General features: G+C 56.9%; 24 protein-coding genes. 6 read left to right on the forward strand and 18 right to left on the reverse strand.

Annotated elements, in window-relative coordinates:
- Positions 1-7: 7 nt before the first annotated feature.
- From trkH to pepQ, 3 genes are read right to left on the reverse strand one after another with little or no spacing between them, the layout of a single operon-like run.
- Positions 8-1,459, reverse strand: coding sequence for a Trk system potassium transporter TrkH (gene trkH, locus ACLIBF_RS19765; protein ID WP_031375006.1), 1,452 nt, complete (start codon positions 1,457-1,459; stop codon positions 8-10).
- Positions 1,460-1,491: 32 nt separating this feature from the next.
- Positions 1,492-2,109, reverse strand: coding sequence for an IMPACT family protein (locus ACLIBF_RS19770; RefSeq protein ID WP_031375007.1), 618 nt, complete (start codon positions 2,107-2,109; stop codon positions 1,492-1,494).
- Complete coding sequence (gene pepQ / locus ACLIBF_RS19775) at positions 2,109-3,440, reverse strand: Xaa-Pro dipeptidase (RefSeq protein WP_031375008.1); 1,332 nt, start codon at positions 3,438-3,440, stop codon at positions 2,109-2,111. The genes ACLIBF_RS19770 and pepQ overlap by 1 nt, the downstream gene beginning before the upstream one ends.
- A 187-nt stretch (positions 3,441-3,627) precedes the next feature.
- Between pepQ and fadB the strand changes: the two genes are divergently transcribed.
- Entirely contained in the window at positions 3,628-5,811 is a 2,184-nt protein-coding gene (fadB, locus tag ACLIBF_RS19780; RefSeq protein WP_448310326.1) for a fatty acid oxidation complex subunit alpha FadB, read from the forward strand.
- A gap of 10 nt (positions 5,812-5,821) precedes the next feature.
- Positions 5,822-6,985, forward strand: a complete 1,164-nt coding sequence (fadA, locus tag ACLIBF_RS19785; RefSeq protein ID WP_279810489.1) for an acetyl-CoA C-acyltransferase FadA — start codon at positions 5,822-5,824, stop codon at positions 6,983-6,985.
- Positions 6,986-7,057: 72 nt separating this feature from the next.
- Here the strand turns inward: fadA and fre are convergent, their stop codons facing one another.
- From fre to pepE, 3 genes are all read right to left on the reverse strand, one after another.
- Positions 7,058-7,759, reverse strand: coding sequence for an NAD(P)H-flavin reductase (gene fre / locus ACLIBF_RS19790; RefSeq protein ID WP_031375011.1), 702 nt, complete (start codon positions 7,757-7,759; stop codon positions 7,058-7,060).
- A 41-nt stretch (positions 7,760-7,800) separates the two neighbouring features.
- Positions 7,801-9,285 (reverse strand): 4-hydroxy-3-polyprenylbenzoate decarboxylase, encoded by a 1,485-nt coding sequence (gene ubiD / locus ACLIBF_RS19795; RefSeq protein ID WP_046289563.1) that lies wholly within the window; start codon positions 9,283-9,285, stop codon positions 7,801-7,803.
- Positions 9,286-9,365: 80 nt separating this feature from the next.
- Positions 9,366-10,091: a dipeptidase PepE gene (gene pepE, locus ACLIBF_RS19800; RefSeq protein WP_069728598.1), complete on the reverse strand. Its 726-nt coding sequence runs from the start codon at positions 10,089-10,091 to the stop codon at positions 9,366-9,368.
- Positions 10,092-10,300: 209 nt separating this feature from the next.
- Between pepE and rfaH the strand changes: the two genes are divergently transcribed.
- Complete coding sequence (rfaH, locus tag ACLIBF_RS19805; RefSeq protein WP_031375013.1) at positions 10,301-10,789, forward strand: transcription/translation regulatory transformer protein RfaH; 489 nt, start codon at positions 10,301-10,303, stop codon at positions 10,787-10,789.
- Here rfaH and tatD read toward each other — a convergent pair.
- From tatD to udp, 10 genes are all read right to left on the reverse strand, one after another.
- Positions 10,786-11,568 carry a 3'-5' ssDNA/RNA exonuclease TatD gene (gene tatD, locus ACLIBF_RS19810; RefSeq protein WP_089562557.1) on the reverse strand — a complete coding sequence of 261 codons (783 nt, stop codon included), beginning with the start codon at positions 11,566-11,568 and terminating at the stop codon, positions 10,786-10,788. The two genes, rfaH and tatD, sit on opposite strands and share 4 nt — an antisense overlap.
- Positions 11,569-11,658: 90 nt before the next feature.
- The gene (tatC, locus tag ACLIBF_RS19815) at positions 11,659-12,417 is read right to left on the reverse strand and encodes a Sec-independent protein translocase subunit TatC (RefSeq protein ID WP_031375015.1); all 759 of its coding nucleotides are present in this window, start codon (positions 12,415-12,417) and stop codon (positions 11,659-11,661) included.
- The gene (gene tatB, locus ACLIBF_RS19820) at positions 12,417-13,175 is read right to left on the reverse strand and encodes a Sec-independent protein translocase protein TatB (RefSeq protein ID WP_279810490.1); all 759 of its coding nucleotides are present in this window, start codon (positions 13,173-13,175) and stop codon (positions 12,417-12,419) included. The genes tatC and tatB overlap by 1 nt, the downstream gene beginning before the upstream one ends.
- Positions 13,176-13,178: 3 nt before the next feature.
- Positions 13,179-13,433 (reverse strand): twin-arginine translocase TatA/TatE family subunit, encoded by a 255-nt coding sequence (gene tatA / locus ACLIBF_RS19825; RefSeq protein ID WP_031375016.1) that lies wholly within the window; start codon positions 13,431-13,433, stop codon positions 13,179-13,181.
- A 111-nt stretch (positions 13,434-13,544) separates the two neighbouring features.
- Entirely contained in the window at positions 13,545-15,182 is a 1,638-nt protein-coding gene (gene ubiB, locus ACLIBF_RS19830) for a ubiquinone biosynthesis regulatory protein kinase UbiB (protein WP_031375017.1), read from the reverse strand.
- Entirely contained in the window at positions 15,179-15,784 is a 606-nt protein-coding gene (gene ubiJ / locus ACLIBF_RS19835) for a ubiquinone biosynthesis protein UbiJ (RefSeq protein WP_279810491.1), read from the reverse strand. Before ubiJ ends, ubiB begins: the two co-directional genes overlap by 4 nt.
- Before the next feature lie 11 nt (positions 15,785-15,795).
- Positions 15,796-16,554, reverse strand: a complete 759-nt coding sequence (ubiE, locus tag ACLIBF_RS19840; protein ID WP_031375019.1) for a bifunctional demethylmenaquinone methyltransferase/2-methoxy-6-polyprenyl-1,4-benzoquinol methylase UbiE — start codon at positions 16,552-16,554, stop codon at positions 15,796-15,798.
- A 75-nt stretch (positions 16,555-16,629) separates the two neighbouring features.
- The gene (gene rmuC, locus ACLIBF_RS19845) at positions 16,630-18,129 is read right to left on the reverse strand and encodes a DNA recombination protein RmuC (RefSeq protein WP_089562555.1); all 1,500 of its coding nucleotides are present in this window, start codon (positions 18,127-18,129) and stop codon (positions 16,630-16,632) included.
- An 85-nt stretch (positions 18,130-18,214) separates the two neighbouring features.
- A complete protein-coding gene (locus ACLIBF_RS19850; protein WP_279810492.1) occupies positions 18,215-19,483 on the reverse strand; it encodes a tetratricopeptide repeat protein in 1,269 nt (422 codons plus the stop codon).
- Between the two features lie 97 nt (positions 19,484-19,580).
- The gene (udp, locus tag ACLIBF_RS19855; protein WP_031375022.1) at positions 19,581-20,342 is read right to left on the reverse strand and encodes a uridine phosphorylase; all 762 of its coding nucleotides are present in this window, start codon (positions 20,340-20,342) and stop codon (positions 19,581-19,583) included.
- 302 nt (positions 20,343-20,644) lie between these two features.
- On the opposite strand from udp, the gene ACLIBF_RS19860 reads away from it, so the two are divergent.
- Complete coding sequence (locus ACLIBF_RS19860; RefSeq protein WP_031375023.1) at positions 20,645-21,478, forward strand: dienelactone hydrolase family protein; 834 nt, start codon at positions 20,645-20,647, stop codon at positions 21,476-21,478.
- A 58-nt stretch (positions 21,479-21,536) separates the two neighbouring features.
- Here ACLIBF_RS19860 and metE read toward each other — a convergent pair whose 3' ends face one another.
- The gene (gene metE / locus ACLIBF_RS19865) at positions 21,537-23,807 is read right to left on the reverse strand and encodes a 5-methyltetrahydropteroyltriglutamate--homocysteine S-methyltransferase (protein WP_069728603.1); all 2,271 of its coding nucleotides are present in this window, start codon (positions 23,805-23,807) and stop codon (positions 21,537-21,539) included.
- A gap of 138 nt (positions 23,808-23,945) precedes the next feature.
- On the opposite strand from metE, the gene metR reads away from it, so the two are divergent.
- Complete coding sequence (metR, locus tag ACLIBF_RS19870) at positions 23,946-24,872, forward strand: HTH-type transcriptional regulator MetR (protein WP_031375025.1); 927 nt, start codon at positions 23,946-23,948, stop codon at positions 24,870-24,872.
- 83 nt (positions 24,873-24,955) lie between these two features.
- Positions 24,956-25,435, forward strand: a complete 480-nt coding sequence (locus ACLIBF_RS19875) for a YehS family protein (protein ID WP_031375026.1) — start codon at positions 24,956-24,958, stop codon at positions 25,433-25,435.
- Positions 25,436-25,617: 182 nt separating this feature from the next.
- Here the strand turns inward: ACLIBF_RS19875 and ACLIBF_RS19880 are convergent, their stop codons facing one another.
- Complete coding sequence (locus tag ACLIBF_RS19880; protein ID WP_031375027.1) at positions 25,618-26,481, reverse strand: carboxylate/amino acid/amine transporter; 864 nt, start codon at positions 26,479-26,481, stop codon at positions 25,618-25,620.
- Positions 26,482-26,633: the final 152 nt, after the last annotated feature.

The raw sequence follows: 26,633 nt of genomic DNA on the forward strand, positions 1-26,633 counted from the left end.
TTATTAATTACTCACGCCAGAACGTCGGCGTGAACAGCACCAGCAAGGTAAAGACCTCGAGACGCCCGAATAGCATGGTGGAGATCAATATCCACTTCGCCACATCATTCATTGAGGTGAAGTTATCCGCGACCACCCCCAGACCGGGTCCGAGGTTGTTCAGCGTGGCGGCGACGGCAGCAAAGGCCGAGAAGTCATCTACCCCGGTGGCGATGATTGCCAGCATGCTGATCAGGAACACCAGCGCATAGGCCGAGAAGAATCCCCAGACCGCTTCGAGGATACGCTCCGGCAGCGCCCGGTTGCCCAGCTTGATAGTGTAAACCGCATTCGGGTGGACCAGCCGTTTAAGCTCCCGGTTACCCTGCTTGCACAACAGCAGGATGCGGATCACCTTCAGGCCACCGCCGGTTGAACCGGCGCAGCCACCAATAAAGGCGGAGCACAGCAGCAGAACCGGCAGGAACAGCGGCCAGCGCGCGATGCTGTCGGTAGTAAAACCGGCAGTAGTCGCCATGGAGACGACCTGGAAGAACGCCTGGTTCAGGGTCTGCCAGCCACCGGCGTAGACATTGTGGAACCAGAGCACCAGCGTGCAGATCAACACCAGCGTCAGCTGGACGCCGATAAACATCCGTAACTCCGGGTCACGCCAGTAGACGCGCAGATTACGGCCACTCAGCATGGCAAAGTGCAGACCGTAGTTACAGCCGGAGATCAGCAGAAACACCGCCACGATGGTATTGATGGTGCCGCTATTAAAATAGCCGATACTGGCATCATGGGTGGAAAATCCGCCGATGGCGATGGTCGAGAAGCTGTGGCCAATCGCATCAAAGGCCGGCATCCCCGCCAGCCACAAGGCCAGCGCACAGGCCACCGTCAGCAGCACATAGATCAACCACAGAGTCTTGGCTGTTTCAGCAATGCGCGGCCGCATTTTGTTATCTTTCAGCGGGCCAGGCATCTCAGCGCGATAGAGCTGCATCCCCCCCACGCCCAGTATCGGTAATATCGCCACCGCTAAGACGATGATCCCCATACCGCCGAGCCATTGCAGCATTTGCCGATAGAACAGAATCGCCTTTGGCAGTGAATCCAGTCCGACCAGGGTAGTGGCACCGGTGGTCGTCAGGCCAGAGAACGATTCGAAGAACGCGTCGGTAACCGACAGGTGCGGCTGTTCGGCAAAGATAAACGGCATTGCCCCCACGCTGCCCAGCACCGTCCAGAACAGCACCACAATCAAAAACCCTTCGCGTGGCTTGAGCTCTGTCTTCTGTTTGCGGTTTGGCCACCACAGCAGCGAGCCGATCACCAGCGCCATCATAAATGTCTGGCTAAAGGCCCGACCGGCACCGTCGCGATAAATTAATGCGACCAGGCCGGGCAAAATCATCGTCACTGAAAAGAGGATCACCAGCAGACCGACTATGCGGGTAATGGCGCGAAAGTGCATTCAGCCGTTCCTTTAAATAAAAGAGAAGAACATCAAGGTATGAGCGGGATAAGCGCTAACGCGCCCCGACTAAAGTCTGACAGATTTTGCTGGAATCCGTCGATTTGTCCATAAGGCACGGCCAGCGTCAGTGCAATGCGGTCCTGATACTGGCTGTCGGTGACCTTGCCTTCAAAGCGCTGCACCAGCCGTTCGATATCGCTGAGCTGCGCGTAGTCGCATTGCAAAGTGAACAGTTTCATCGGCACTTTACGCTGGCGCGCCAGTTGCTTAAGCCCCTGCTGCACCCCGCCGCCATACGCTTTCACTAAGCCGCCCGTGCCCAGCATGATGCCACCGTAATAGCGCACCACAACCGCAGTGATTTCACCGATACCGGCGCCCATCAGCTGCGCCAGCATCGGTTTACCGGCGGTGCCGGACGGCTCACCATCGTCAGAGAAACCCAGCTGTTGTGAATCATCTGGCGCGCCAGCCACCCAGGCCCAGCAGTGGTGACGCGCAGCAGGATGTTCATGCCTGACCTGCTGAACAAACGCCCGTGCCGCTTCCGTGCCGTCGGTGTGAGCCAGCAGCGTGATAAAGCGGCTCTTTTTGATGGTCTCCTCGCTGACGCTTAACGCCACCGCGGGAATATCAAAGGCGTCCATCAGGCCAGGTGCAGATCGCGGGTCATATTTTCAACGCGATGCGCATGGATCACCACGTTATCCTCAATGCGAATACCGCCGTAAGGCCTGAGCGCATCAATGGCCTGCCAGTTAAAATGCTGGCTGAACCGGCCTTCACGCAGTGGCGTCAGCAGCGAGTCAATAATATAGAAGCCAGGCTCGATGGTTAATACCATGCCGGGTTGCAGCACGCGAGTGCAGCGCAGATAAGGATACTGCGCTGGCGCCGCAAGATGGGTGCCCTGCTCATCCTGCATAAACCCGGCGACGTCATGCACCTGCAGGCCGAGCGGATGCCCTAATCCATGTGGCATGAACGGACCGGTCAGATCTTCCGCCACCAGCGCCTCTTCACTGATGCCCTGCACCAGCTCGAACTTCAGCAGCAATCTGGCGATACGCTGATGCATCTGCAGATGATAATCGGTGTAACGCACGCCTGGCTTCAGGGTCGCGATCAGCGCCAGCTCTTCTGCATTCATCGCCTCGACCATCCGGGCATACAGCGAGCTGCTCTGCGCCGCGTAGCTGCGGGTTAAATCAGCGGCATAGCCAAGATATTCGGCACCCGCGTCAATTAAAAAGCTGTGGCGCTTTGCCGGTGGCTGATGATCCAGACGGGTGTAATGCAGCACCGCCGCGTGTTCATTCAGCGCAATGATGTTGCCGTAAGGTACGTCGGTATCGCGATGTCCGGTGGCTGTCAGATAAGCCTGATTGATGTCGAACTCGCTTAACCCGGCAGAAAAAGCCTCTTTGGCGGCGCGATGTCCGGCCACGGCCAGCTTCTGCGCCTGGCGCATACAGGCCAGCTCATACTCGGTTTTGATGCTGCGATGGTAATGCAGGAAATCGATCACCGCTTTGGGATTGATATTGCCAGAACTGATACCGAGCTGCGCTGCCCGCGCATTTACCGGGCCAATATAGGCGACATTCTCACGTTGAGCCGGCAACAGCTGCGCAATCTCATCCGCATTTTTCAGGCCGATGACCTCAATCTCAGCGGTCCAGAAGCTGTCCGGCAGCGGCTCAACGTTATGCCAGTAGTCAACCGGAGAGTAAAACCACAACTTTGGTTTACTGACCCCATCAACCCACAGCCAGCAGTTCGGCACCTGCGTTACCGGCACCCAGGCTTTAAACTGTGGATTCACCTTGAACGGATAGGTGTGGTCATCCAGAAACACCGTCAACAACTCACCGGAATGGATCAGCATCGCATCCAGTTTATTGTGTGCCAGCACCTGCTGCGCCCGTTGCTGCAACGTGGCGATATGCGCGTGATACAAGGTCTTCAGGGAATCCATTGACGTCTCTCCAGTGTCGCGAAATGGCCGCAGTTTAGCATACCCCTTAAGCGGATGCCGTGTTGAGAGCGGCTGTGATCTTGTTAGCAAATAAGCAAAGACCCGTTTGCAAAAAATTAACATCACTCCCACACTCTCGATCATCTGGTATGACCAGATCACTTTTCCGCGGTTTCAGGAGACGCACATGCTCTACCAAGGCGCTAACCTTTCTCTTCACTGGCTGGACGATGGCATCGTCAAGCTGGTTTTTGATGCCCCTGGCTCGGTCAATAAGCTTGATACGCAAACCGTCGCCAGCCTGGGCGAAGCCATTGCAGTGCTGGAGCAGCAGTCTGACCTGCGCGGCGTGCTGCTCAGCTCGGCTAAACCGGCCTTCATTGTCGGTGCTGACATCACCGAATTCCTCTCACTGTTTGATGCACCGACCGAAAAACTGAGTCAGTGGCTGAGCTACGCCAACAGCATTTTTAACCGGCTGGAAGATTTACCGGTACCGACGCTGGCCGCCATCGATGGCTATGCGCTGGGTGGTGGATGTGAATGCGTACTGGCAACCGACCTGCGCGTTGCCACTGCCGATGCCCGCATTGGCCTGCCGGAAACGAAACTTGGGATCATGCCAGGCTTCGGCGGCAGCGTCCGTCTGCCGCGTCTGTTAGGAGCCGATAGCGCAATGGAGATCATTGCCGCTGGTAAAGACGTCGACGGAAACGCGGCACTTAAACTCGGTCTGGTCGATGCGGTGGTGGAACGCGATAAACTGCGCGAGGCGGGCATCACCATGCTTAAAGCTGCGGCGCTCGATGGTAGCTGGCGTGCGCGCCGGGCACCGAAACTGGCACCGCTGAAACTGAGCCCGATTGAAGCGGCGATGAGCTTCACCCTTGCCAAAAGTATGGTGATGCAGACCGCAGGCAAACATTACCCGGCGCCACTGATGGCTGTGAAAACCATTGAAGCGGCTGCCGGTCTTGGCCGTGAAGATGCGCTGAAACTGGAAAATGCCGCTTTTGTTCCGCTGGCGCAGTCTGACGAAGCGCGGGCGCTGGTCGGCATCTTCCTCAACGATCAATACGTTAAAGGGCTGGCTAAAAAACGCGGCAGCGAAAGCGGCGCGCCAACGCAGGCGGCCGTACTGGGTGCCGGTATTATGGGTGGCGGCATCAGCTACCAGTCAGCCTGGAAAGGCGTGCCGGTCAAAATGAAAGACATCAATCCACAGGCCCTGACGCTCGGGATGAACGAAGCCAGCAAGCTGCTTAATAAACTGCTGGAGCGCGGCAAGATTGACGGCAATAAGCTGGCCAGCGTGATTGCAACCATTCAGCCAACGCTGGATTACGCCGGTTTTGAACACGCCGACGTAGTGGTCGAAGCGGTGGTCGAGAATCCCCTGATTAAAGCTAAAGTGCTGGCCGAAACCGAGCAGCACCTGCGGGACGACGCCATCCTGGCCTCCAATACCTCCACCATTCCCATCAGTCAACTGGCACAGGCGCTGCAACGTCCGGAAAATTTCTGCGGCATGCACTTCTTCAATCCGGTGCCGCGTATGCCGCTGGTAGAAGTGGTGCGTGGCGAGAAAACCAGTGAAGCGACCCTGAGCAAAGTAGTGGCCTGGGCCAGCAAAATGGGTAAAACCCCGATTGTGGTCAATGATTGCCCCGGCTTCTTCGTCAACCGGGTGCTGTTCCCCTACTTCGCCGCCTTCAGCCTGCTGCTGCGCGACGGTGCTGACTTCCGTCAGATTGATAAAGTAATGGAAAAACAGTTTGGCTGGCCAATGGGACCATCGTGGTTGCTGGATGTAGTCGGCATCGATACCGCGCATCATGCGCAAAGCGTAATGGCGGAAGGTTTTCCACAACGCATGAAACACGATTATCGCGATGCGATCGATCTGCTGTTTGAGGCCGGTCGTTTCGGTCAAAAAAATGGCAAAGGCTTCTGGCACTGGGAAACCGACAAAAAGGGCAAACAGAAAAAAGTGGCAGACAGCGAGGTCGATACGCTGCTGCAACAGGTCTGCCAGCCTAAGCGTGTCTTCAGCGACGAAGAGATCCTTAATCGCATGATGCTGCCAATGCTGAATGAAGTGGTGCGCTGCCTGGAGGAGAAAATCATCGCCTCGCCGGCCGAAGCAGATATGGCGCTGGTATACGGTCTCGGCTTCCCGCCTTTCCGCGGCGGCGCCTTCCGCTACCTCGATACCCTGGGCAACAGCAATGTGGTCGATCAGGCCCGGCGCTACAGCGCACTCGGTGGCCTGTATGAATTGCCTGAACTGCTGGTGCAAAAAGCGCATCAGCATCAAAGCTGGTATCCCGCCGCCAAACCAATTGACGAAGCCGCGCTAAAAAGCGCCTGAGGGCAAGAATATGGAAAATGTGGTGATTATCGATGCGGTACGTACGCCGATGGGTCGTTCAAAAGGCGGTGCTTTTCGTCATGTACGTGCCGAGGATCTTTCCGCCCACCTGATGCGTGAGCTGCTGAGCCGCAACCCGGCGGTCAATCCTGCCACGCTGGATGACATTGTCTGGGGCTGCGTGCAGCAGACGCTGGAACAGGGGTTTAACATTGCGCGTAACGCCGCCCTGCTGGCTGAAATACCGCACTCGGTACCGGCAACCACCGTCAACCGCCTGTGCGGCTCATCGATGCAGGCACTGCATGATGCCGCCCGTGCCATTATGGTCGGCGATGCGCACAGCTGCCTGATTGGCGGAGTGGAACATATGGGACACGTGCCGATGAATCACGGCGTCGACTTTCATCCGGGCCTCGGCCGCACCGTGGCCAAAGCGGCGGGGATGATGGGTCTGACCGCTGAAATGCTGGCGCGTATGCATCATATCAGCCGCGAGCAGCAGGATGCGTTTGCCCTGCGTTCGCACCAGCGCGCCTGGCAGGCAACTCAGCGCGGTGATTTCAAAGCGGAGATCGTCGCCACTGCCGGTCACGACAGCGACGGCATTCTCAAACGCTACGATTACGATGAGGTCATCCGTGAAGAGACCAGCGCCGAAGGTCTGGCGGCACTGCGGCCGGCGTTTGATCCGGTCAATGGCACGGTAACGGCGGGCACCTCGTCAGCTCTGTCTGATGGCGCGGCCGCGATGCTGGTGATGAGCGAATCCCGCGCCCGTGAACTGGGGCTGACCCCGCGTGCCCGCATCAGAAGTATGGCGGTGGTCGGCTGCGATCCGTCAATCATGGGCTACGGCCCGGTGCCGGCCAGCAGGCTGGCGCTGAAACGTGCCGGTCTGAGCGTCAATGATATTGACGTGTTTGAACTCAATGAGGCGTTTGCAGCACAAACCCTGCCATGCATAAAGGATTTGGGTTTGCTGGATCGGCTGGATGAAAAGGTCAATCTGAATGGTGGTGCGATTGCGCTGGGTCACCCGCTGGGCTGTTCCGGGGCACGTATCAGTACCACATTGCTTAACATCATGGCGCGACGCGATGCGCAGTTTGGTCTGGCGACCATGTGCATCGGTTTAGGTCAGGGCATCGCCACCGTATTCGAGCGTCTGTAATACGTTGGGTCACTTCTTTGTCCGATTTACCCGCCCGTGATGGGCGGGTTTTTTCTTTTGGCTTGACGTCGATCAGATGAAGGCGAAAGCATCACCATACATCTGCGATTCCAGCGCACCGCGTTCGGCGCAGAAGCGATCGCGTGCGATCTTGGCCATCTCGAAACGGCCAGCAATATAGATCTCATGCTCGCTCAGCGTGCTGAAATCCTGCATTACCGCGGTTAATACCGTACCCGAACGTCCCTGCCAGCCCGCTTCCGGCTGCTCGACCACCGGGATCACCTTCAGGTTGGGGTGTTTCACCGCCAGCGCATCCAGCTCATCCAGATCGTACAGATGCTTCAGCTCACGTCCGCCCCAGTAAATGGCGATATCACGATCCGGCTGCTGCGCTAACGCGGTCAGCAGAATGGAACGGGCATAGGAGAAGCCGGTACCGCCAGCGATCAGGATCAACGGTTTGCTGCTCTCTTCGCGCAGCCAGGCATCACCGTGCGGCATGTCGACGGTGATCTGGCGATCGTCACGAATACGATCCATCACCGCCATGGCGTACAGGTTGAGATCGGACGCACCGATGTGCAGCTCAATGATATCCTTTTCCATTGGCGTTGAGGCCAGTGAGAACGGGCGCTTATCACGCTCATCCATCACCACCATCAGATACTGTCCTGCGCGAAAACTGAAATCCGCTTCCGGAATCAGGCGAACGCGATACACCGTGTCGGTAATCGCTTCAACTGAAGTTACTTTACAGCTTAACGTTGTCATGCGTTCCCTCTGTCGGGTCGTCTTTATGGTTGTGCTCGCCATCAACGCTGTGGCGGCTGATCAAAAATACCTAACTCATCCCAGATAGCATCAATGCGCGCGGTAATCGCAGGATCTTTCACGATAGGTGTGCCCCATTCGCGCTGCGTTTCGCCCGGCCATTTGTTGGTCGCATCCATCCCCATCTTCGACCCCAGCCCGGAAACCGGTGAGGCGAAATCGAGATAGTCGATCGGCGTATTTTCCACTAATACCGTGTCACGCGCCGGATCCATGCGGGTGGTAATCGCCCAGATCACATCATTCCAGTCACGCGCATTAACATCATCGTCACACACAATAACAAATTTGGTGTACATGAACTGCCGCAGAAATGACCAGACGCCAAACATTACCCGTTTGGCATGCCCGGCATACTGCTTTTTGATGGTTACCACCGCCAGCCGGTAGGAACATCCTTCCGGCGGCAGATAGAAATCGACAATTTCCGGGAACTGCTTGATCAGAATCGGCACCAGCACTTCATTCAACGCCACACCCAGTACGGCGGGCTCATCCGGCGGACGGCCGGTATAGGTCGAGTGATAAATTGCCTGATGCCGCTGGGTAATGTGCGTCACGGTAAAAACCGGGAAGCTATCTACTTCATTGTAGTAGCCGGTGTGGTCGCCGTAAGGCCCTTCAGGTGCCATGTCGCCTGCCTCGATGTAACCCTCCAGCACGATCTCCGCGCTGGCTGGCACTTCCAGATCGTTCGACAGGCATTTCACCACTTCGGTTTTATTGCCGCGCAGCAGACCAGCAAACGCATATTCTGACAGCGTATCCGGCACCGGCGTTACCGCACCGAGAATAGTCGCAGGGTCAGCACCGAGCGCCACCGAGACCGGAAAACGCTCGCCCGGATGCGCTTTGCTCCACTCCTGAAAATCGAGCGCGCCGCCACGGTGCGACAGCCAGCGCATAATCAGCCGGTTTTTGCCGATCACCTGTTGGCGGTAAATGCCGAGATTCTGTCGCTCTTTATGAGGACCACGGGTGACGGTCAGACCCCAGGTAATCAGCGGCGCGGCATCGCCCGGCCAGCATTTCATCACCGGAATGCGCGACAGATCGACCTCATCACCGCTGAACACCACTTCCTGGCAGGGCGCATTGCGCAGGCGTTTAGTCGGCATGTTGAGCACCTGCTTAAACTGCGGCATCTTATCGAACAGATCGCGAAAGCCTTTTGGTGGCTCCGGCTCTTTCAGAAATGCCAGCAGTTTGCCTACTTCCCGCAGTGCACTCACCTCTTCCTGACCCATCCCCATGGCGACGCGCTTTGGCGTGCCAAACAGGTTACACAGCACTGGCATGTCATACCCTTTCGGGTTTTCAAACAGCAGCGCGGGCCCGCCGGCACGCAGCGTGCGGTCGGCGATTTCGGTCATTTCCAGGACGGGATCAATCGATTGCTTAATTCTTTTTAACTCACCGCGCTGTTCGAGCAGCGCGAGAAAGTCGCGTAAATCGTGATATTTCATGCGGCTTTAGCTTTCCGGCCAGAGTGAATCGGCCATTATAGGGCTGATTATGCGGTTGTGTTGAGGTTTATGCGGCAACCTTAATCACAGCGAAAAGGCACCAGCGGCTGAAGCGCGCGGGTATCGTGATAAGCCTGAATCGGCTCGCCGTGGCGGAACACCTTAAAGTCTTCGTTGCGCACACTGTGATAGCGTAGCCGATCGTCATGCAGATGCAGAAAGCTGCCTTCACGCAGCGCAATCACCGACTCGGACGGATTGACGGCACAGAATTCAGACAGCCGCTCGTCGCGTGTTTCGCCCATATGACCGCTGACGCTGGCATCCAGATAGTGAGGATTGATCTGCACCGGGAACAGCCCCAGCGCAGGCAGCACCACGCTACTACGCACCGGCATATCATTGGTGGTGCGAATCGACGGCGTCGCCACATTACAGCCAGCACTCCAGCCGACATACGGCACCTGCCGTTCACGCACCGCGCGCTGTATCGCCACGATTAAGCCCTGCTCATGCAGCATCTGGTTCAGCAACCAGGTATTACCGCCGCTGACTAAAATCAGCTCCGCCTGGGCGATTGCCTCAGCCGGTGAGGTAAAAGCGTCAACGGTGCGCACCGCAATGCCCAGTGACGCACTGAGATCGGCGGCGCGCTGCGCATGATCGCCCCGGATAATGGCGTAAGGAATCAGCACCGCTGAACGGATAGCACGTCTGGCAATCATGGCGTGTAACTGCGGCTGAGCATAACCCAGTAACGGCGCATCATCCGCCAGCTTGCCGTTGCTTAACAAAAAGAGTTCCATCAGATGATCCTTTTCGCCGGTATGATGGCCACCGAGTCTGATACAGAGCAGGGTGAAACGTCAATTTCCAATCGCCTTTTCTGTCACTATCCGGCATCTTAAGAAAAGTCTCAGTTTATTTTCTGCGCGCTGCGCTTTTCCCCTGCCCGATGCGCTATAACTCTGGCAGCAGGTTTGCTATTCTTAGCGTCCATTCGATGGGAGCGGTTATGGAATCCTGGTATTTACTCTATTGCAAACGTGGTCAGCTATTGCGCGCGAAGGAGCATCTGGAGCGGCAAGAAGTGAATTGCCTCAGCCCGATGATCGCTCTGGAAAAGATCGTGCGCGGTAAACGCACCACGGTGAGTGAGCCGCTGTTTCCTAACTATCTGTTCATCGAATTCGATCCGGAAGCGATTCATACCACCACCATCAGCAGCACGCGCGGCGTCAGCCACTTTGTGCGCTTTGGCACTACGCCCGCTACGGTGCCGCCTGCGGTGATTGAAGCGCTGGAAACCGATGTCCCGCAAATTCTGCTCGATCCTGAAACGCCACAAATCGGCGATGAAGTTGTCATCACCGAAGGGACGTTTGAAGGGCTACGCGCCATCTTTGCCGAGCCGGATGGCGAAACCCGTTCGATTCTGTTGCTCAACCTGCTGAATAAACAGGTGATGCGCAGCGTGGATAACAAACAGTTCCGTAAGATCTAAACCAGTCGGAACAGCGTCCGCGCATTGTTATCAACGCAGGCCGCCAGCGCCTCGCTGCTCTCGCCACGCCATGTCGCCACCTGTTGCACAATATGCGGTAAGAAGCAGGGTTCGTTACGACGTGAAGTCGGACGCGGTCGCATATCGCGCGGCAATAAATAGGGCGAGTCGGTTTCCAGCAGCAACTTATCGGCCGGGATCAGCGGCAGCATTTCACGCAGTTCAAGCCCGCGACGTTCATCACACACCCAGCCAGTAATTCCTATCGATAATCCCAGCGCCAGGCACGCTTCCAGTTCATCGCGCGTGCCGGTAAAGCAGTGAATCACCGCACCCGGCAATTTTGGCAGCCAGGGCGCCACGATGGCCGCAAAGCGCGCATGGGCTTCGCGGCAGTGCAGAAACACCGGCATATTCAGTTCGGCTGCCAGCGCCAGCTGTGCTTCAAACGCATATTCCTGCTGCTCATGGGCTGACAGGTTGCGGTTAAAATCGAGCCCGCATTCGCCGATAGCCACCACTTCCGGTTTCTCCGCCAGCCGACGCAGCGTGCTGGCGATCTCCGTTGACCATTCACTGGCGTGGTGCGGATGCACGCCCGCGGTAGACCAGCAGAAGCCCGGCTGATCTTCAGCCAGTTTCTGCGCCTGCTGGCTCTCCAGCGCATTGGTGCCGGTAATCAGCATGCCGGTGACGCCCGCTTCACGCGCGCGTTTTACCACCTTTGGCCGGTCGGAGGCGAATTGCGTGCTGGTCAGGTTTACACCGATATCAAACATAATTTTTCCCACAGTTTTACTAAACAAAAACCGCCCCGGAGGGCGGTTCGGATTGATCTCTGCCCGCCAGAGCGGGACCTGAAGATCGCGTCAGGATTCGGTGTTATGTTCCTCATCCTGTGCCCGGCGGCCTTTGCCCACATAGTATCGGGAAAAGAATACGCCGACTTCAAACAGGCAGTACATCGGAATAGCGAGCAAAGTTTGGGAAAAAACGTCCGGCGGCGTCAGTAACATGCCGACCACGAAGGCCCCGACCAGAATATAGGGACGTTTCTTTTTCAGATCGTCCGGGCTGGTGATACCAGTCCAGCACAACAGTACAATCGCTACCGGCACTTCAAACGCCACGCCAAACGCCATAAACAACGTCATGACAAAATCGAGGTATTTGGTAATGTCGGTCGCCATGGTGACGCCAATCGGCGCGGTTTTGGTAAAGAAACCAAACGCCAGCGGGAAGACGACAAAGTAGGCAAATGCCACACCGATATAGAACAGAAAGGTGCTGGAAAACAGCAGCGGCATTACCAGTCTGCGTTCATGGCGATAGAGCGCAGGCGCAATGAACGCCCAGACCTGATAGAGGATCACCGGCACCGCCAGAAATACCGACACAATAATCGTCAGTTTAATCGGGGTGAAAAACGGCGAAGCCACATCGGTGGCGATCATGCTGGAGCCGATTGGCATCTGACTGATGAGCGGTGCCGCCACCAGTTGATAGATATCATTGGCAAAATAAACCAGCGCCAGGAATATCACTAAAACGGCGATGATGCAGTTCAGCAGTCGCTTACGCAGCTCAATCAGATGACTGATGAGCGGTTGGGTATCTTCAACGGCCATTATCGTTCATCACTTGCAGAAGAGGGGGAAGCGGAAGTGCGCGTAGTGGCGGCGTCAGGTTTGCTGGCTAATGCCGTGTCAGCACGGGCTGGTGCCTGAGCGGGCGCGCTGGCTACAGTCGCTGCCAGCTGCCCGGCTGATGCCGTTTCCACAGACGGTGCCTGAGCGGGCGCGCTGGCTACAGCCGCTGTCGGCTGCCCGGCTGATGCCGTTTCCACAGACGGTGCCTGAGCGGGCGCGCTGGCTACAATCGCTGCCGGCTGCCCGGCTGATGCCGTTTCCACAGACGGTGCCTTAACTGGCGCGCTGGCCTGATGATCAGCCGCCGCAGGCGTGCCTGACGGCGACGCAGTGCCGGCCGCTGCCGGATGCACTTCCGGCTGGTCCGCCAGAGGCGGCGCCGATCGGTGCTGTGGCGAGTGAATAGTGTTGGCTTCGTCTTCCTCTTTTTCAATGTCGATGCTCTGGCTGACCGAGCGCTTCATTGAATCCGCAGTCTTACGCAGCTCTTCCATTGACTCTTTCAGCTCCGGCGACAGTGTCCCGCGGCCCGCTTCTTCCACCTTTTTCAGACTGTCCTGCAACTCCTGCAGTTTCAGCTCCTGCGCCAGTTCGTTTTGCACATTGGCTGCCAGCGAACGAATCGCCCTGATCCAGCCGACCACGGTTTTCACCGCAACCGGTAAACGTTGTGGGCCGAGTACAATCAGCCCGATAACGAACACCAATACCAGTTCACTAAAACCAATGTCGAACACGGTTTACACCTGCTTGTCGTTCTTAACTTCTTCTTTAGTAGCCGAAGTTTGCTGTTTGTCCGCCAGCGTTTTGGCGCTGAAGTCAGCGTCCTGCTCTTTCGGTTGATCCTTTTTGTCGTCCTCATCGCCCATGGCTTTTTTGAAGCCACGAATCGAGGAACCCAAATCCGAACCCAGATTACGTAATTTATTGGTACCGAACAGAAGTACAACAATCACGGCAATAATTAACAATTGCCAAATACTGATACCGCCCATGAGATAGCCTCTAATATTCTGTGAAAAACGATGGGGTAATGCACCACAGAGCGCCCTTATCAACCCGGGCCTGAGCCAGCGACATTACCGTGTTTTTGGCTGAAGTGACAATCAGTTTGTCTTACGCCAGCCGATTAACCATGAGACGATGCCCGCTGCCATTAATACCGCCGGAAACAGGTCCCAGTCCGGTCGCGAAAGCAGCACTGCCGTGCCGCTGAGCAGCAGGGTTGCGCCAACGCCAAACAGATAGCGTGCCTGGTGATGCCGGGTACGCTGCGCATTGAGATCGCCCACTAATTTGTCAACGCTATGCCGCAAAAGTTTATGCTGGCGCATGCTGTCATAAAACAGTTCCGGCAGTTCCGGTAACTTCTCGGCCCAGAACGGTGCTTTCTCTTTAACCGCGCGAATGATGGCGGGCAGACCGACCTGATCCTTGATCCACTCTTCGAGGAACGGCTTGGCGGTCTTCCACAGGTCAAGCTGCGGATAGAGCTGACGACCAATACCTTCCACATACAGCAGAGTCTTTTGCAGCAGCACCAGCTGCGGCTGGACTTCCATATTAAACCGACGCGCGGTATTGAACAGATTCAGCAGCACGTGACCGAAGGAAATTTCAGCCAGCGGCTTTTCAAAAATCGGCTCACAGACGGTGCGAATCGCAAATTCAAAATCTTCGACGTTGGTATCGGGCGGCACCCAGCCAGAGTCAACGTGCAGCTCCGCCACCTTGCGGTAGTCGCGGTTAAAGAAGGCGATAAAGTTTTCAGCCAGATAGCGCTTATCTTCTTTGTTGAGCGACCCGACAATACCGCAGTCGATGCCGATGTATTGCGGATCTTCCGGATGCTCATAGCTGACAAAAATATTGCCGGGATGCATATCAGCATGGAAGAAACTGTCGCGGAATACCTGGGTGAAGAACACCTGCACACCACGCTCTGCCAGCAGCTTCATGTTGACCCCGTGTCGCTCCAGCGTGGCGACGTCCGAAATCGGAATGCCGTAAATACGTTCCATCACCATCATGGTTTCGCTGCAGTAGTCGGAATAGACTTCCGGTACATAAAGCATCCGGCTGTCTTCAAAATTGCGGCGTAACTGAATGGCGTTCGCGGCTTCGCGTAACAGGTTCAGCTCATCAAGCAGGGTTTTTTCGTAGTCGCGCACCACTTCAACCGGACGCAGACGACGGCCATCAGGCAGTAAACGCGGCACCCAGCGCGCCAGGCGATAGATCAGCTTCATGTCAGCTTTGATCACCGGCAAAATATCCGGACGAATGACTTTGATCACCACTTTCTTGCCGGTCGACTTCAGCGTTGCCGTGTGAACCTGGGCAATCGACGCTGATGCCAGCGGCTTAATGTCAAAATCATCAAACCAGGTTTCGATCGGTGCGCCCATTGAGGCTTCGATCTGCGCTTTCGCTTTAACGCCATCAAACGGTGCAACCCGGTCCTGCAGAATGGCCAGCTGATCGGCGATCATCGGCGGGAACAGGTCACGGCGGGTCGACAGCATCTGACCGAACTTAATCCATACCGGCCCCAGCTGCTCCATCGCCATGCGCATGCGGGCGCCGGTCGGTTCATTCTGATGCAGATTGGGTAACCAGAAAATACAGCGACGCCACAGGCGAAGCGGAAGGGTAAGGCGCGTGTTGGGAATCAGTTCATCAAGGCCGTAAGTCAAAAATACCTTCATGATCAAATATAAGCGGCGGATCTCTCCAAAACTCATTTTGCCTCCAGCTGCGCCAGACGCGCATTAAGCGCCTCAAGCGAACGTTCCATCGCGTCGACCTCCTCGGAAAACCAGGCTAATTCGAGCGAGCCTGGCGCGACACGCCACTCTTCGGTCAGTGCCTGACCGAGGTAATCCTGCCGACGCCCGACTTCGCCTTTTATCCGGCGAAAGACTCGTAGTGCGCCCTGACTGATGCCCTGTGCCGCAATATCGCCGACCCACGGCGCCAGGTATTCCGCCGGATCCAGCTCGGCCAGATCCATCAGCGCGGAAAACTGCTGCACTACCTGCAAATCACCTTCTACCTGCAACTCACCGCTGCGAATCAGCGGCGTCAGCTGCTGGCGATCGCGCAGCTTCGGCAAGGTTTTCAGTGAAGTAATCACCGTGCAGTCGCTGGTATCCTGCCAGTCAGCCACCACATCCAGCTGCTGCTCACTGAATACCAGCACCAGCGGATGGGAAAACTCGCTCAGACGCAGCGTCAGGACCTTACCGGTCAGACGCTGCCGTGCCGCCTTCAGGCCGCGATCGCGATACAACATGCGGTTAAGCGCTGTTTCCAGGCCCGCGGTAATCAAGGGCGTTAGGTTCATCACCATCTCACTCAGAACTTAAATCCACGGTGTAAGGCCACAATGCCGCCGGTCATATTGGAGTAAGTGGTATTTTCAAAACCGACGTCGTTCATCATCGCTTTCAGCGTTTCCTGATCGGGATGCATGCGGATCGATTCGGCCAGATAGCGATAGCTCTCGGCGTCCTGCGCCACCAGTTGCCCGATACGCGGCAGAATATGGAACGAGTAAGCGTCATAGGCTTTGCTCAGCGGATCAATCACCGGTTTGGAGAACTCCAGTACCAGTAACCGTCCGCCCGGCTTCAGCACACGGAACATAGAGGCCAGCGCCTTCTCTTTTTCCGTTACGTTGCGTAAGCCGAAGGAGATGGTGATGCAATCGAAGTAGTTATCCGGGAACGGCAGAGCTTCTGCGTTGGCCTGCACGTAGCTCACGTTGCCGACCACGCCGAGATTGCGCAGCTTTTCACGGCCCATCTTCAGCATCGAACTGTTGATATCGGCCAGCACTACCTGACCCGTTTCGCCCACCAGGCGAGAAAATTTAGCCGTCAGATCGCCGGTTCCGCCGGCCAGATCTAACACGCGTTGACCGCGACGTACGCCGCTGCTGTCAATGGTAAAACGCTTCCAGACACGATGGACGCCAAAGGACATCAAATCGTTCATCAGGTCATATTTTGCCGCTACGGAGTGAAACACATCCGCAACTTTGTCGGCTTTTTCGCTTTTGGCGACCGTCTGAAAGCCAAAATGGGTGGTTTCCTGCTGTGATTCATCTGCCATCGGTTTTACCTGCTCCACAAACAATACTTCCCGAAGTGTATCAGAGTCACGGAAGTCAGGCACGCTGCGCCCATACTATTCGTGGAGGCGTCTCACACGCATGGCTCTGTCATCCGCATCATCATCGTCGTCCTGCTCTTCATCAGCCGGATTTTCCGGCATCGCCCGCTCCACCAGCTGAGGATTAATCGACCGTTTCACTTCAACCCCCAGCGCACGGAAACCTTCCGTCTGCGCTATCAGGTTGCCGCGTCCTTCGGCCAGTTTTTTCATCGCCTCGCGGTAGCTGATTTGCGCCTTATCCAGGCTGTGACCAATACCACTCATGTCATCAACGAAAAGCCGCATTTTGTCATACAGCCGGGTGGCGCGGTCAGCGATACGCTGTGCATTGCGGCTTTGGTGCTCGTAACGCCACAGGTTATTGATGGTACGCAGCGCTACCAGCAGCGTGGTGGGACTGACCAGCATGATATTCTGCTGCAGCGCCTCGCCAATCAGCTCTGGCTGGCGATCGATCGCCAGCAAAAACGCCGGTTCGACCGGAATAAACATCAACACATAATCAAGCGAGCGTAAACCGGGCAATTGTTGATAATCTTTACGTCCCAGCAGACGAATATGGCTGCGCATCGCGCTGACATGTTCCTGAATCGCCTGTTCACGCTCAACCTCATCTTCCGCATTGAAGTAACGCTCATAGGCGACCAGCGTCATTTTGGCGTCCACCACCACATCTTTGCCCTGCGGCAGACGCACAATGACATCCGGCTGCATCCTGCCCTGCTGCTCCGACTGAATGCTGACCTGGGTTTCATACTCATAGCCTTCACGCAGCCCGGACGCTTCCAGCACCCGGCTGAGCACCACTTCGCCCCAGTTGCCCTGAATTTTATTGTCGCCTTTCAGCGCCTTGGTAAGGTTGAGCGCTTCCTGCGCCATTTGCGCATTAAGCTGCTGTAACTGACGGATTTCGTGGGTCAGGGTGTGCCGCTCACGCGCTTCCGCGCCAAAGCTCTCATGCACCTGACGACGGAAACCATCCAGCTGTTCACGCAACGGGCCGATCAGGCTGTCGAGGCTCTGGCGATTCTGTTCATCGACGCGGCGGCCGCTATTTTCGAAAATACGGTTGGCGAGGTTTTCAAACTGGGCGCTGAGGCGTTGCTCGCTGTTGGTCAGCAGACGCTGCTTCTCTTCGGCGGCGAAGCGGGTCTCTTCAAGACGGATGGTTACCTCACGCAGCTCCGCTTCCTGAGCGCTGTTGACCTCCAGCTGGTTGCGCAGTTCCCGGTTAAGCTGTTCGCTCTCGTTGCGCCAGTAATCGAGCTGTTGCAGACGTTCATTGGCACCACTCAGCGCACCATGAAGCTGGCGCAGTTCCTGCTCACGCTGCTGCGCCTGCTGCTGAAGCTGTTCAATCTGCTGCTGCTGGCGCTGTTGTGCCTCTTCCAGCAGACGGCGCTCGGTTAAGAAACTGGCGGCCTGATGCCCGACACGTAACTGTGCCAGCATCCAGCCAATTCCTGCGCCGGCGAGTGCCAGACAGACGCTGATAATGATGTGCTGATCCATGATTTCCCCGCGACTCAAGCTGCTGAGGGAAAAGGTAGAGTCGCACTGTATGAATGTCCAGATATATTTACCTGCACTCAATCACTTACCGCACGGTCACCGTCAGCTTTCCGGCCTGCCAGTCTTCAATCAGGAAGAACGGCATCGGCAGCAGCCATTGGCCACTTTTCACCTGGGCCGGATATTGCCAGCTTTTGCCGCCCGCGCTGATGTCCACCACCTGCCGGGTGCCGTCGGCGGCGGCGGACTGTCCGGTCAGGCTGGCAAAGCCCACGTTGCTGCCAACGTGAAATCGGGGCATCTGCCAGCGTACCGGCGGATGCGCTGGCCACGGCTGAGCCTGATGGAAATGAAACAACTCATCATGATTGAGAATGCTTTCACGCACCGTTGGCCACAGCGCCGTCTTGAGGAAGTACTGATCGGTAAAGCGTTCGCTGCCACGGTACTGCGCAATAAATTCGCGCATCGTTTGTTCAACCTGCTGGAAAACGCCATGGCAGCCGCCCCACATGCCGGCCAGCAGTAACTCGGTGTGGGAAAAATAGTCGCGCATGTGGTGGAACCAGTACGGCGATGCCAGCCAGGCGTTGACCGCCGCCGCTTCGCGCTCGGAAAGCAGCGAGTCGGCATCACGCACAATAAAGCGTTTAACGCTGGGATCGTCCATCACCAGAAAGCGCCACAGCGTCGGGAACAGCGTTTTTTCCTGCGACATATCAACCCGCTCAACGTGGGGCTGATCGAGCCGTTGCCAGACATGCTGCGGCACGCTGTCATCCAGATAGATGCGGCAGATCCAGCCGGGAAAGAGCTGCGGTGCCACCTCAACGTTTTTAATCAGGGTTTCACAGTAGCGCGGCTGGTCGCCATACAGGCTGAACGCGATCACGTTCTGCCGCGGCTGGCTGAGATCGATTGGCTCAGGCTGCGCAGCGGGAAAGGCGACCCGCGGCCCCTGACGAAAGCGGGCGTCTGACTGCATCAGCGATTCCAGGCCGTAACGCGCCACCTCATCCTGCTTATCCAGCCAGCCACACACTTCGGTCAGGCCATCCAGCCAGGTTTCTGACGCGGTGGCGCGCACGGCCGGCGGCGACTGGTAAATTTTCTGGTAGGTTTTGTACGCCTTGTGATGCTGACCGAGACGCATCAGGCAGAGCGCATAGTCACTCAGTACCTGCATCTGGTGAGGCTGATAACGCAACACCTCTTCGCAAGAGCGGACGGCCTGCGCATAATCGCCCTGCTGCATGGCGGCGCGGAACCGGGCGGCACTGCTCTCCAGACGGGCATTGAGCGCGGCGGAATTCGGGTTAACGACGGGACGACGAACGGGAATAGTTTTGCGCATCGGGCACTCTCAGAGTCCGTTGAAAGGCTGCGCCGGGGTTATCCGGCAGCAGGCAGGCCTCATAGCGGCCCGTTAACCTGCTGCCTGGCTGTGAGGGTTATAACAAGCGGCGTGCCGCTTCAACCACAATTTTTACCGCATCGCTTTCGGTCTGTTTCATCGTCACCGCATCCGGGATCTCTTTCTGGGTACGGTTAACGATCACACCAGCCACCATGCCGGCGCGCAGGCCCTGGCTGGCACACATGGTTAACAGTGTAGCGGATTCCATCTCATAGTTGAGTACGCCCATCTCCTGCCACTCTTTCATCGATCCCTGGAAGCGATTCACCACCCGACCAGAGAAGGTATCGTAGCGTTCCTGTCCCGGATAGAAGGTATCAGAAGAGGCAGTAATGCCGATATGGGTCTTCGCGCCACAGGCTTCTGCCGCAGCCACCAGCGCCGTGGTACAGGCAAAATCGGCCACTGCCGGAAACTCCATCGGTGCGAAATGCAGGCTGGCACCGTCGAGCCGCACGGAACCGGTAGTCACCAGCACATCGCCAACGTTGATGTGCGGCTGGATAGCGCCGGTGGTGCCAACGCGCAGAAAAGTGCGTACGCCAAGCTGTGCCAGTTCCTCAACCGCAATGGAGGTAGAAGGACCGCCGATACCGGTTGAACAGACCACCACCGGCTTACCGTCGAGTTTTGCCAGCCAGCTGGTGAATTCACGGTGTGAGGCCAGATGCGTGGCATCCTCCATCAGTCCGGCAATTTTCTTCACGCGCTCCGGATCGCCGGGCACAATCGCCAGGGTAGCGCCCTGCAGATCGGCTTTAGTCAGGCCAAGATGGAAAACGTCAGACTGTGTCATTTCAGACTCCTGTTAAGGGAAGGTAGCGCGTCACTCTACGTCAGCACGCCCGATAAATATGTGACAACATTCACTTAAGAAAATGAAAGTTACATTTTTCACTAAAAACAATGTGATGATTATCACAATATCACATCGGGTTCGCCGTCATTGCGATCGGCGGGGCTGTGTCGGGGTCATCGCAGTGTTAAAGAGTTGGGTGATATTGTCCGCTGCTGACTCTGTTACCCGACGTCTGGCTCGCACCGTTTCCGGCCAGGCTATAGTTACGTGATTGCGCAATTGCTCGCACGGAGAGAATAATGAAAACCAGTGATAATATGACACAAAAAGCCGCGGCAGGGACCTTTGCGCCTGCCGTTCAGCCGACCGCTTCCACCACCATTATTACCGACAGCCCGGCGATTCAGTCGGGTGAGACCTCAGTGCCAAGCCAGGGCGAAAATATGCCCGCGTTTTTTGCCCGACCAAAATCCGCAGAGGGTCCGCTGCCAGTGGTGCTGGTGGTACAGGAAATTTTCGGGGTGCATGAGCACATCCGTGATATCTGCCGCCGGCTGGCGCTGGAAGGCTATCTGGCCATCGCCCCGGAACTCTACTTCCGTGAAGGCGATCCCAACGATTACCAGGATATTCCGACGCTATTCAGCGAGCTGGTGAGTAAGGTGCCCGACAGCCAGGTGCTGTCCGACCTTGATCATGCCGCCAACTGGGCAGCGCGTAACGGCGGTGATATCCGGCGGATGGGCATTACCGGTTTCTGCTGGGGCGGCCGCATTAGCTGGCTCTATGCGGCGCACAATCCACAGCTGCGTGCCGCCGTCGCCTGGTATGGACGGCTGACCGGCGATCGGACCATGAAGCAGCAAAAGCACCCTATTGATGTCGCCGTCGATCTCAGCGCCCCGGTATTAGGCTTATACGGCGGTCAGGATGACGGAATTCCGCTGGAGAGCGTTGAGCAGATGCGTCAGGCGCTGCACGCCGCCAATGCCACCGCGGAAATCATCGTCTATCCCGAAGCCGGACATGCGTTTAATGCTGACTACCGTCCGAGCTATCATGCCGAATCGGCCAGCGATGGCTGGGCGCGGATGCTGGCCTGGTTCAGGCAGTATGGCGTAGCTTCACAGTAAGCGAAAAAAGGGGCGCCTGCGCGCCCCGATTATTTCTCATTCCCTGCCGGACGCCCGTTTACGCCGTTTTAGCCCGCAGGTTTTTTGCCGCAGTGACCATGTTAGCCAGCGCCTGCCGCGTTTCGGTCCAGCCACGCGTTTTCAGCCCGCAGTCCGGATTTACCCACAGCCGTTGCGGCGGAATACGCTTCGCCGCTTTCAGCAACAGCGCTTCAATCCATTCGACGTCCGGTACATTAGGCGAGTGAATGTCGTAGACGCCTGGGCCAATCTCATTCGGATAGTCAAAGTGTTCAAACGACGCCAGCAACTCCATGTCAGAGCGCGAGGTTTCGATGGTAATCACATCGGCATCCAGCGCAGCGATGGAATCCATGATGTCGTTAAACTCGCAGTAACACATATGGGTGTGGATCTGGGTGTCATCCTGCGCCACAGCGGCATTCAGGCGGAAAGCATCGACCGCCCAGTTCAGATAGGCAGCCCAGTCGGACTGATGCAGCGGCAGCCCTTCGCGCAGCGCGGGTTCATCAATCTGGATAATGCCAATACCGGCTTTTTCCAGATCGGCCACTTCATCACGCAGCGCCAGCGCAATCTGTTTTGCGATGGTTTCACGTGACACATCTTCACGCGGGAATGACCAGCAGAGAATGGTCACCGGACCGGTCAGCATCCCTTTCACCGGTTTGTCCGTTAGCGACTGGGCATACTTCGCCCACTCAACGGTGATCGCTTCCGGCCGGCTGATGTCGCCGATAATCACCGGTGGTTTCACGCAGCGTGAGCCATAGCTCTGTACCCAGCCGTTCTGGGTGAAGACGAATCCATCCAGATGCTCGCCGAAATATTCAACCATGTCGTTACGTTCCGCTTCGCCGTGCACCAGCACATCCAGCCCCAGCCGCTCCTGCTCAGTAATCGCCTGTTTGATATGTTCAGCGATGCCGGTACGGTAATGATTGCTGTCGAGGCGACCCTGTTTGAAATCGAGGCGCAGACCGCGAATTTCCGGGGTTTGTGGGAAAGAGCCAATCGTGGTGGTCGGCCAGGCGGGCAGATTAAAGCGCTGACGCTGTGCCTTAGCCCGCTCGCTGTAGCGGCTGTGTCGTTCGCTGTCCTGCGGCGTGATAGCCAGCAGGCGCTGAGCGACCGCGGCGTTATGTACGCGGCTGGAGTGAGCACGGGCGCGAACCGGCGCGCTCCAGGCCGCCAGTGACGCGGCATCGTTGTGGTTGAGCGCCTCGGTCAGCAGCGAAAGTTCGGTGCATTTCTGCAGCGCGAAGGCGAACCAGCTTTTCACTTCCTCATCCAGCCGGGTCTCAACGCTCAGATCGATAGGGCTGTGCAGCAGCGAGCAGGAGGAGCCGATCCACAGCTGCGCGCGCTGAGCGACCAGCGGCTGCAGGCGCTCAAACCAGCGGCTCAGATCGGCGCGCCAGACGTTACGCCCGTTGATCACCCCCAGCGACAGCAGCCAGCTGGCGGGCAATTGCTGATTCAGTTGCTGAATATCATCCCGGCCATGCACCAGATCGACATGCAGCCCCTGCACCGGCAGCTGGCGAATCACCTCAATGTTCTGACCGATACTGTCGAAATAGGTGGTGAGCAGCAGTTTACTTTGTCCCTGCAACGCATCGTAGGCGGGCTTAAACGCCTCACGCCACGCCTGCGGCAGCTCCAGCGCCAGCGCAGGTTCATCAATCTGCACCCATTCGATATCGCGTTTTGCCAGCTCGGCCAGCACCTGCTGGTAAACCGGCAGGATCGCTTTCAGCAGCGACAGACGATCAAACGCTTCCCCTTTGACCTTACCCAGCCACAGATAAGTCACCGGCCCCAGCAGCACCGGCTTGATGTTGTGGCCCAGTGCCAGCGCCTCGTCGACTTCATCCAGCAACTGAGTCCAGGCCAGCCGGAAGGTCTGGCCCGGCGTAAATTCTGGCACCATGTAGTGATAGTTGGTGTTAAACCACTTGGTCATTTCCGCCGCCGCCGCAGGTTCGCCGGTCGGCGCGCGGCCTCGGCCCAGACGGAACAGCGTATCCAGATCAACCGAACCCTCTTTATTCTGATGACGTGCTGGCACGTTGCCCAGCATCAGGCTGGTGGTCAGCACATGATCGTACCAGGCAAAGTCACCCACCGGCAGCAGATCGACCCCGGCCTCTTTTTGTTGTTGCCAGTGACGTGCACGCAATTCACGGCCCACCGCCAGTAATTCCTGCTGGCTGCAGTCACCGGCCCAGTAGCTCTCCTGGGCTTTTTTCAGTTCACGGCGCAGGCCGACACGCGGAAAACCAAGGGTATGGTTAAGGATTGTCATTCGCTGTTCTCCAGATAATCTTTCACTTTGGCTGACAGCCAAAGATGTTTAGCCGTCCAGATGTTTACACCGCTATAATCTGCGGGTACTGTATGTTCCTCAAGCGCAATATGTTCACTTTCGATGTGAAGGACTCTCATGATCGAACTCAAGCACCTGCGGACGCTTCAGGCTCTGCGTAATACGGGTTCGCTGGCGGCGGCGGCATCCCAGCTTCATCAGACGCAATCGGCGTTGTCCCACCAGTTCAGCGATCTGGAACAGCGGCTGGGATTCCGCCTGTTTGTGCGTAAAAGTCAGCCGCTGCGCTTCACGCCACAGGGCGACATCCTGCTGCAGTTGGCCGAACAGGTGCTGCCGCAGATCCAGCAAGCGTTGCAGGCCTGTCATGAGCCGCAGCAGACCACTCTCAGGGTGGCGATTGAGTGCCACAGCTGCATCCAGTGGCTGACGCCGGCACTGGATAATTTCCGTCAGAGCTGGCCGCAGGTGGTGATGGATTTCAAATCAGGCGTCACCTTTGATCCTCAGCCTGCGCTGCAGCAGGGCGAGCTGGATGTGGTGCTGACCTCCGACATCCTGGCGCGCTCCGGGCTGTTCTATTCGCCGATGTTTGATTTTGAAGTGCGACTGGTGCTGGCACCGGATCATCCGCTGGCGCAGGTTGAACATATTGCCCCTGAGGATCTGGCCGACGAGGTGCTGATGATCTATCCGGTGCAGCGTCAGCGCCTTGATATCTGGCGTCACTTTCTGCAACCGGCCGGCGTCAGCCCGGCGCTGAAAAACGTAGATAACACCCTGCTGATGATCCAGATGGTCTCGGCCCGCATGGGAATTGCCGCGCTGCCGCACTGGGTGGTAGAGAGTTTTGAGAAGCAGGGACTGGTGGTAACCAAAACGCTGGGTGACGGGCTGTGGAGCCGTCTTTATGCCGCGGTGCGCGATGGCGAGCAGCGTCAGCCGGTGCTGGAAGCCTTTATCCGCTTTGCCCGCCAGCATGCCTGTGAACATCTGCCTTTTGTCCGCGATGCGCTACAGCCCGGTGCGATATTGCAGCGTTAAGTCGGAGGGTACAAACCTGCGCGGAGGTGGGCAAAATCCCCTATAATGCGCAGCCTGTCGACTGACCATGAGAAGATCTCACCATGACTAACAACGATATTCTGCGCAGCGTGCGCTACATGCTCGATCTGAGCGATGCCAAAATGGTGGAAATTTTTGCGCTGGCGCAGTGTGAAGTCCCACAGACGGATATTCAGGCGTGGCTGAAAAAAGATGAAGATGCGGCGTTCCGTCCCTGCCCCGATGTGCTGATGGGCTACTTCCTCAACGGCCTGATCTTTTACCGTCGCGGTAAAAGCGAAGAGATGCCCGCCCCGTCCATTGAGCGCAAGATGAATAACAACATCTTTATGAAGAAGTTGCGCATCGCCTTTGATCTGAAAACCACCGATATTCCTGAGGTACTGAAACGCGTGAACTTTACCGTTTCGCAGGCGGAAATCGGTGCAATTTTCCGCAAGCCTGACCATAAGAACTATCGCGAATGCGGTGATCAGATTCTGCGCAACTTCCTGAAAGGGCTGGCGATGATTCAGCGTCCGAAGAGTGAAAAACCTGCTTAACTTCTGTTGCCGATCGCGTCGGGTACCTGCGTGGTCAAAAGTGGCGCACCTGATCGCAAAGAAAGCCTGCATCCATGCAGCACGGCCTCGCCATCCCTGGCCCGGACGATCCACAGGGATGTGAGATTCCTTCGCGATCGGACGCGCCAGCCCGGGAGGCCGCATCCATGCAACAGCCCTGTTTATGATCGGTCACCGCGCCCCACCACCCAGCGCTTATGCACCCACAGCGAGGCGAGGATCACCAGCGCTCCGGCAATGAAGCTCGGCCAGTGCGGTTTCTCCTGCCAGATAGCCAGATTAACCAGCAGACCGGCAGGCACGTGCATGTTGTTCATGATGCCAAGCGTGCCGGCATCAACCTGGGTCGCGCCATAGTTCCACATAAAGTAGCCCAGCCCTGAAGCGGCCACGCCCAGCCACACCAGAATGCCCCACTGCAGTGAGGTGGTGGGTAATTTCTGCGGATTGCCCCAGGCAAACCAGGCGATTACCGCGATCACCACCGCCCCCAGATAGAACCAGGAGAAGGCGGTGTGCTGCGGCATCGGACGGGTTTCCTGCAGGCGCTTATAGCCCACCATACCGGCAGCAAAGCAGATGTTTGCCAGCTGCACCAGCAACAGGCCGGTCCAGAAGTTATCGCTGACTTTGTCGTAGCGAATGATGGCCGCACCCGCTACCGCCAGCAAGGCGCTGAAGATATAGCCGACCCGCAGCGGACGGCGGCTGATCAGATCATAAATCAGGGTGACATAGAGCGGCGTCATCACGGTAAACAGCAGGAACTCTGACACGCTGAGATAGAGGTAGGCTTCGAAACTCAGCAGGTACATCACCCCTAATTGCAACATCCCCACCAGCATATAGAGCAGCAGCGTTGAGGGACGATAGCCGCGCCAGCGCAGGAACGGCAAAAAGACCAGCGCGGCCAGCGCCAGTCGCATCAGCACGGAAAACCAGCTGTCCACCTGACCGGCAAGATATTCGCCAATCAGGCTAAACGAAAAAGCCCACAGAATGGTGGTAATAATCAATAAGAACACGGTAACGACCCCGAAATTAACAGAGCGACAGTGTAAACAATGTGCTGTCAGGCGGCTGCACTATCTGGTTTACATCTGGTTATTTACCAGGCAAACAAATACAACCGACAAGAGCTTTGTTACGGCTGGTTAGCATCACCTTCTCTTTTCAC

The sequence above is a fragment of the Pantoea sp. PGP6 genome, assembly GCF_053474785.1.

Excerpts from the sequence above, each read along its gene's own strand:
- trkH (WP_031375006.1), bottom strand. The coding sequence starts at position 1,459 with ATGCACTTTCGCGCCATTACCCGCATAGTCGGTCTGCTGGTGATCCTC.
- ACLIBF_RS19770 (WP_031375007.1), bottom strand. The coding sequence starts at position 2,109 with ATGGACGCCTTTGATATTCCCGCGGTGGCGTTAAGCGTCAGCGAGGAG.
- pepQ (WP_031375008.1), bottom strand. The coding sequence starts at position 3,440 with ATGGATTCCCTGAAGACCTTGTATCACGCGCATATCGCCACGTTGCAG.
- fadB (WP_448310326.1), top strand. The coding sequence starts at position 3,628 with ATGCTCTACCAAGGCGCTAACCTTTCTCTTCACTGGCTGGACGATGGC.
- fadA (WP_279810489.1), top strand. The coding sequence starts at position 5,822 with ATGGAAAATGTGGTGATTATCGATGCGGTACGTACGCCGATGGGTCGT.
- fre (WP_031375011.1), bottom strand. The coding sequence starts at position 7,759 with ATGACAACGTTAAGCTGTAAAGTAACTTCAGTTGAAGCGATTACCGAC.
- ubiD (WP_046289563.1), bottom strand. The coding sequence starts at position 9,285 with ATGAAATATCACGATTTACGCGACTTTCTCGCGCTGCTCGAACAGCGC.
- pepE (WP_069728598.1), bottom strand. The coding sequence starts at position 10,091 with ATGGAACTCTTTTTGTTAAGCAACGGCAAGCTGGCGGATGATGCGCCG.
- rfaH (WP_031375013.1), top strand. The coding sequence starts at position 10,301 with ATGGAATCCTGGTATTTACTCTATTGCAAACGTGGTCAGCTATTGCGC.
- tatD (WP_089562557.1), bottom strand. The coding sequence starts at position 11,568 with ATGTTTGATATCGGTGTAAACCTGACCAGCACGCAATTCGCCTCCGAC.
- tatC (WP_031375015.1), bottom strand. The coding sequence starts at position 12,417 with ATGGCCGTTGAAGATACCCAACCGCTCATCAGTCATCTGATTGAGCTG.
- tatA (WP_031375016.1), bottom strand. The coding sequence starts at position 13,433 with ATGGGCGGTATCAGTATTTGGCAATTGTTAATTATTGCCGTGATTGTT.
- ubiB (WP_031375017.1), bottom strand. The coding sequence starts at position 15,182 with ATGAGTTTTGGAGAGATCCGCCGCTTATATTTGATCATGAAGGTATTT.
- ubiJ (WP_279810491.1), bottom strand. The coding sequence starts at position 15,784 with ATGAACCTAACGCCCTTGATTACCGCGGGCCTGGAAACAGCGCTTAAC.
- ubiE (WP_031375019.1), bottom strand. The coding sequence starts at position 16,554 with ATGGCAGATGAATCACAGCAGGAAACCACCCATTTTGGCTTTCAGACG.
- rmuC (WP_089562555.1), bottom strand. The coding sequence starts at position 18,129 with ATGGATCAGCACATCATTATCAGCGTCTGTCTGGCACTCGCCGGCGCA.
- ACLIBF_RS19850 (WP_279810492.1), bottom strand. The coding sequence starts at position 19,483 with ATGCGCAAAACTATTCCCGTTCGTCGTCCCGTCGTTAACCCGAATTCC.
- udp (WP_031375022.1), bottom strand. The coding sequence starts at position 20,342 with ATGACACAGTCTGACGTTTTCCATCTTGGCCTGACTAAAGCCGATCTG.
- ACLIBF_RS19860 (WP_031375023.1), top strand. The coding sequence starts at position 20,645 with ATGAAAACCAGTGATAATATGACACAAAAAGCCGCGGCAGGGACCTTT.
- metE (WP_069728603.1), bottom strand. The coding sequence starts at position 23,807 with ATGACAATCCTTAACCATACCCTTGGTTTTCCGCGTGTCGGCCTGCGC.
- metR (WP_031375025.1), top strand. The coding sequence starts at position 23,946 with ATGATCGAACTCAAGCACCTGCGGACGCTTCAGGCTCTGCGTAATACG.
- ACLIBF_RS19875 (WP_031375026.1), top strand. The coding sequence starts at position 24,956 with ATGACTAACAACGATATTCTGCGCAGCGTGCGCTACATGCTCGATCTG.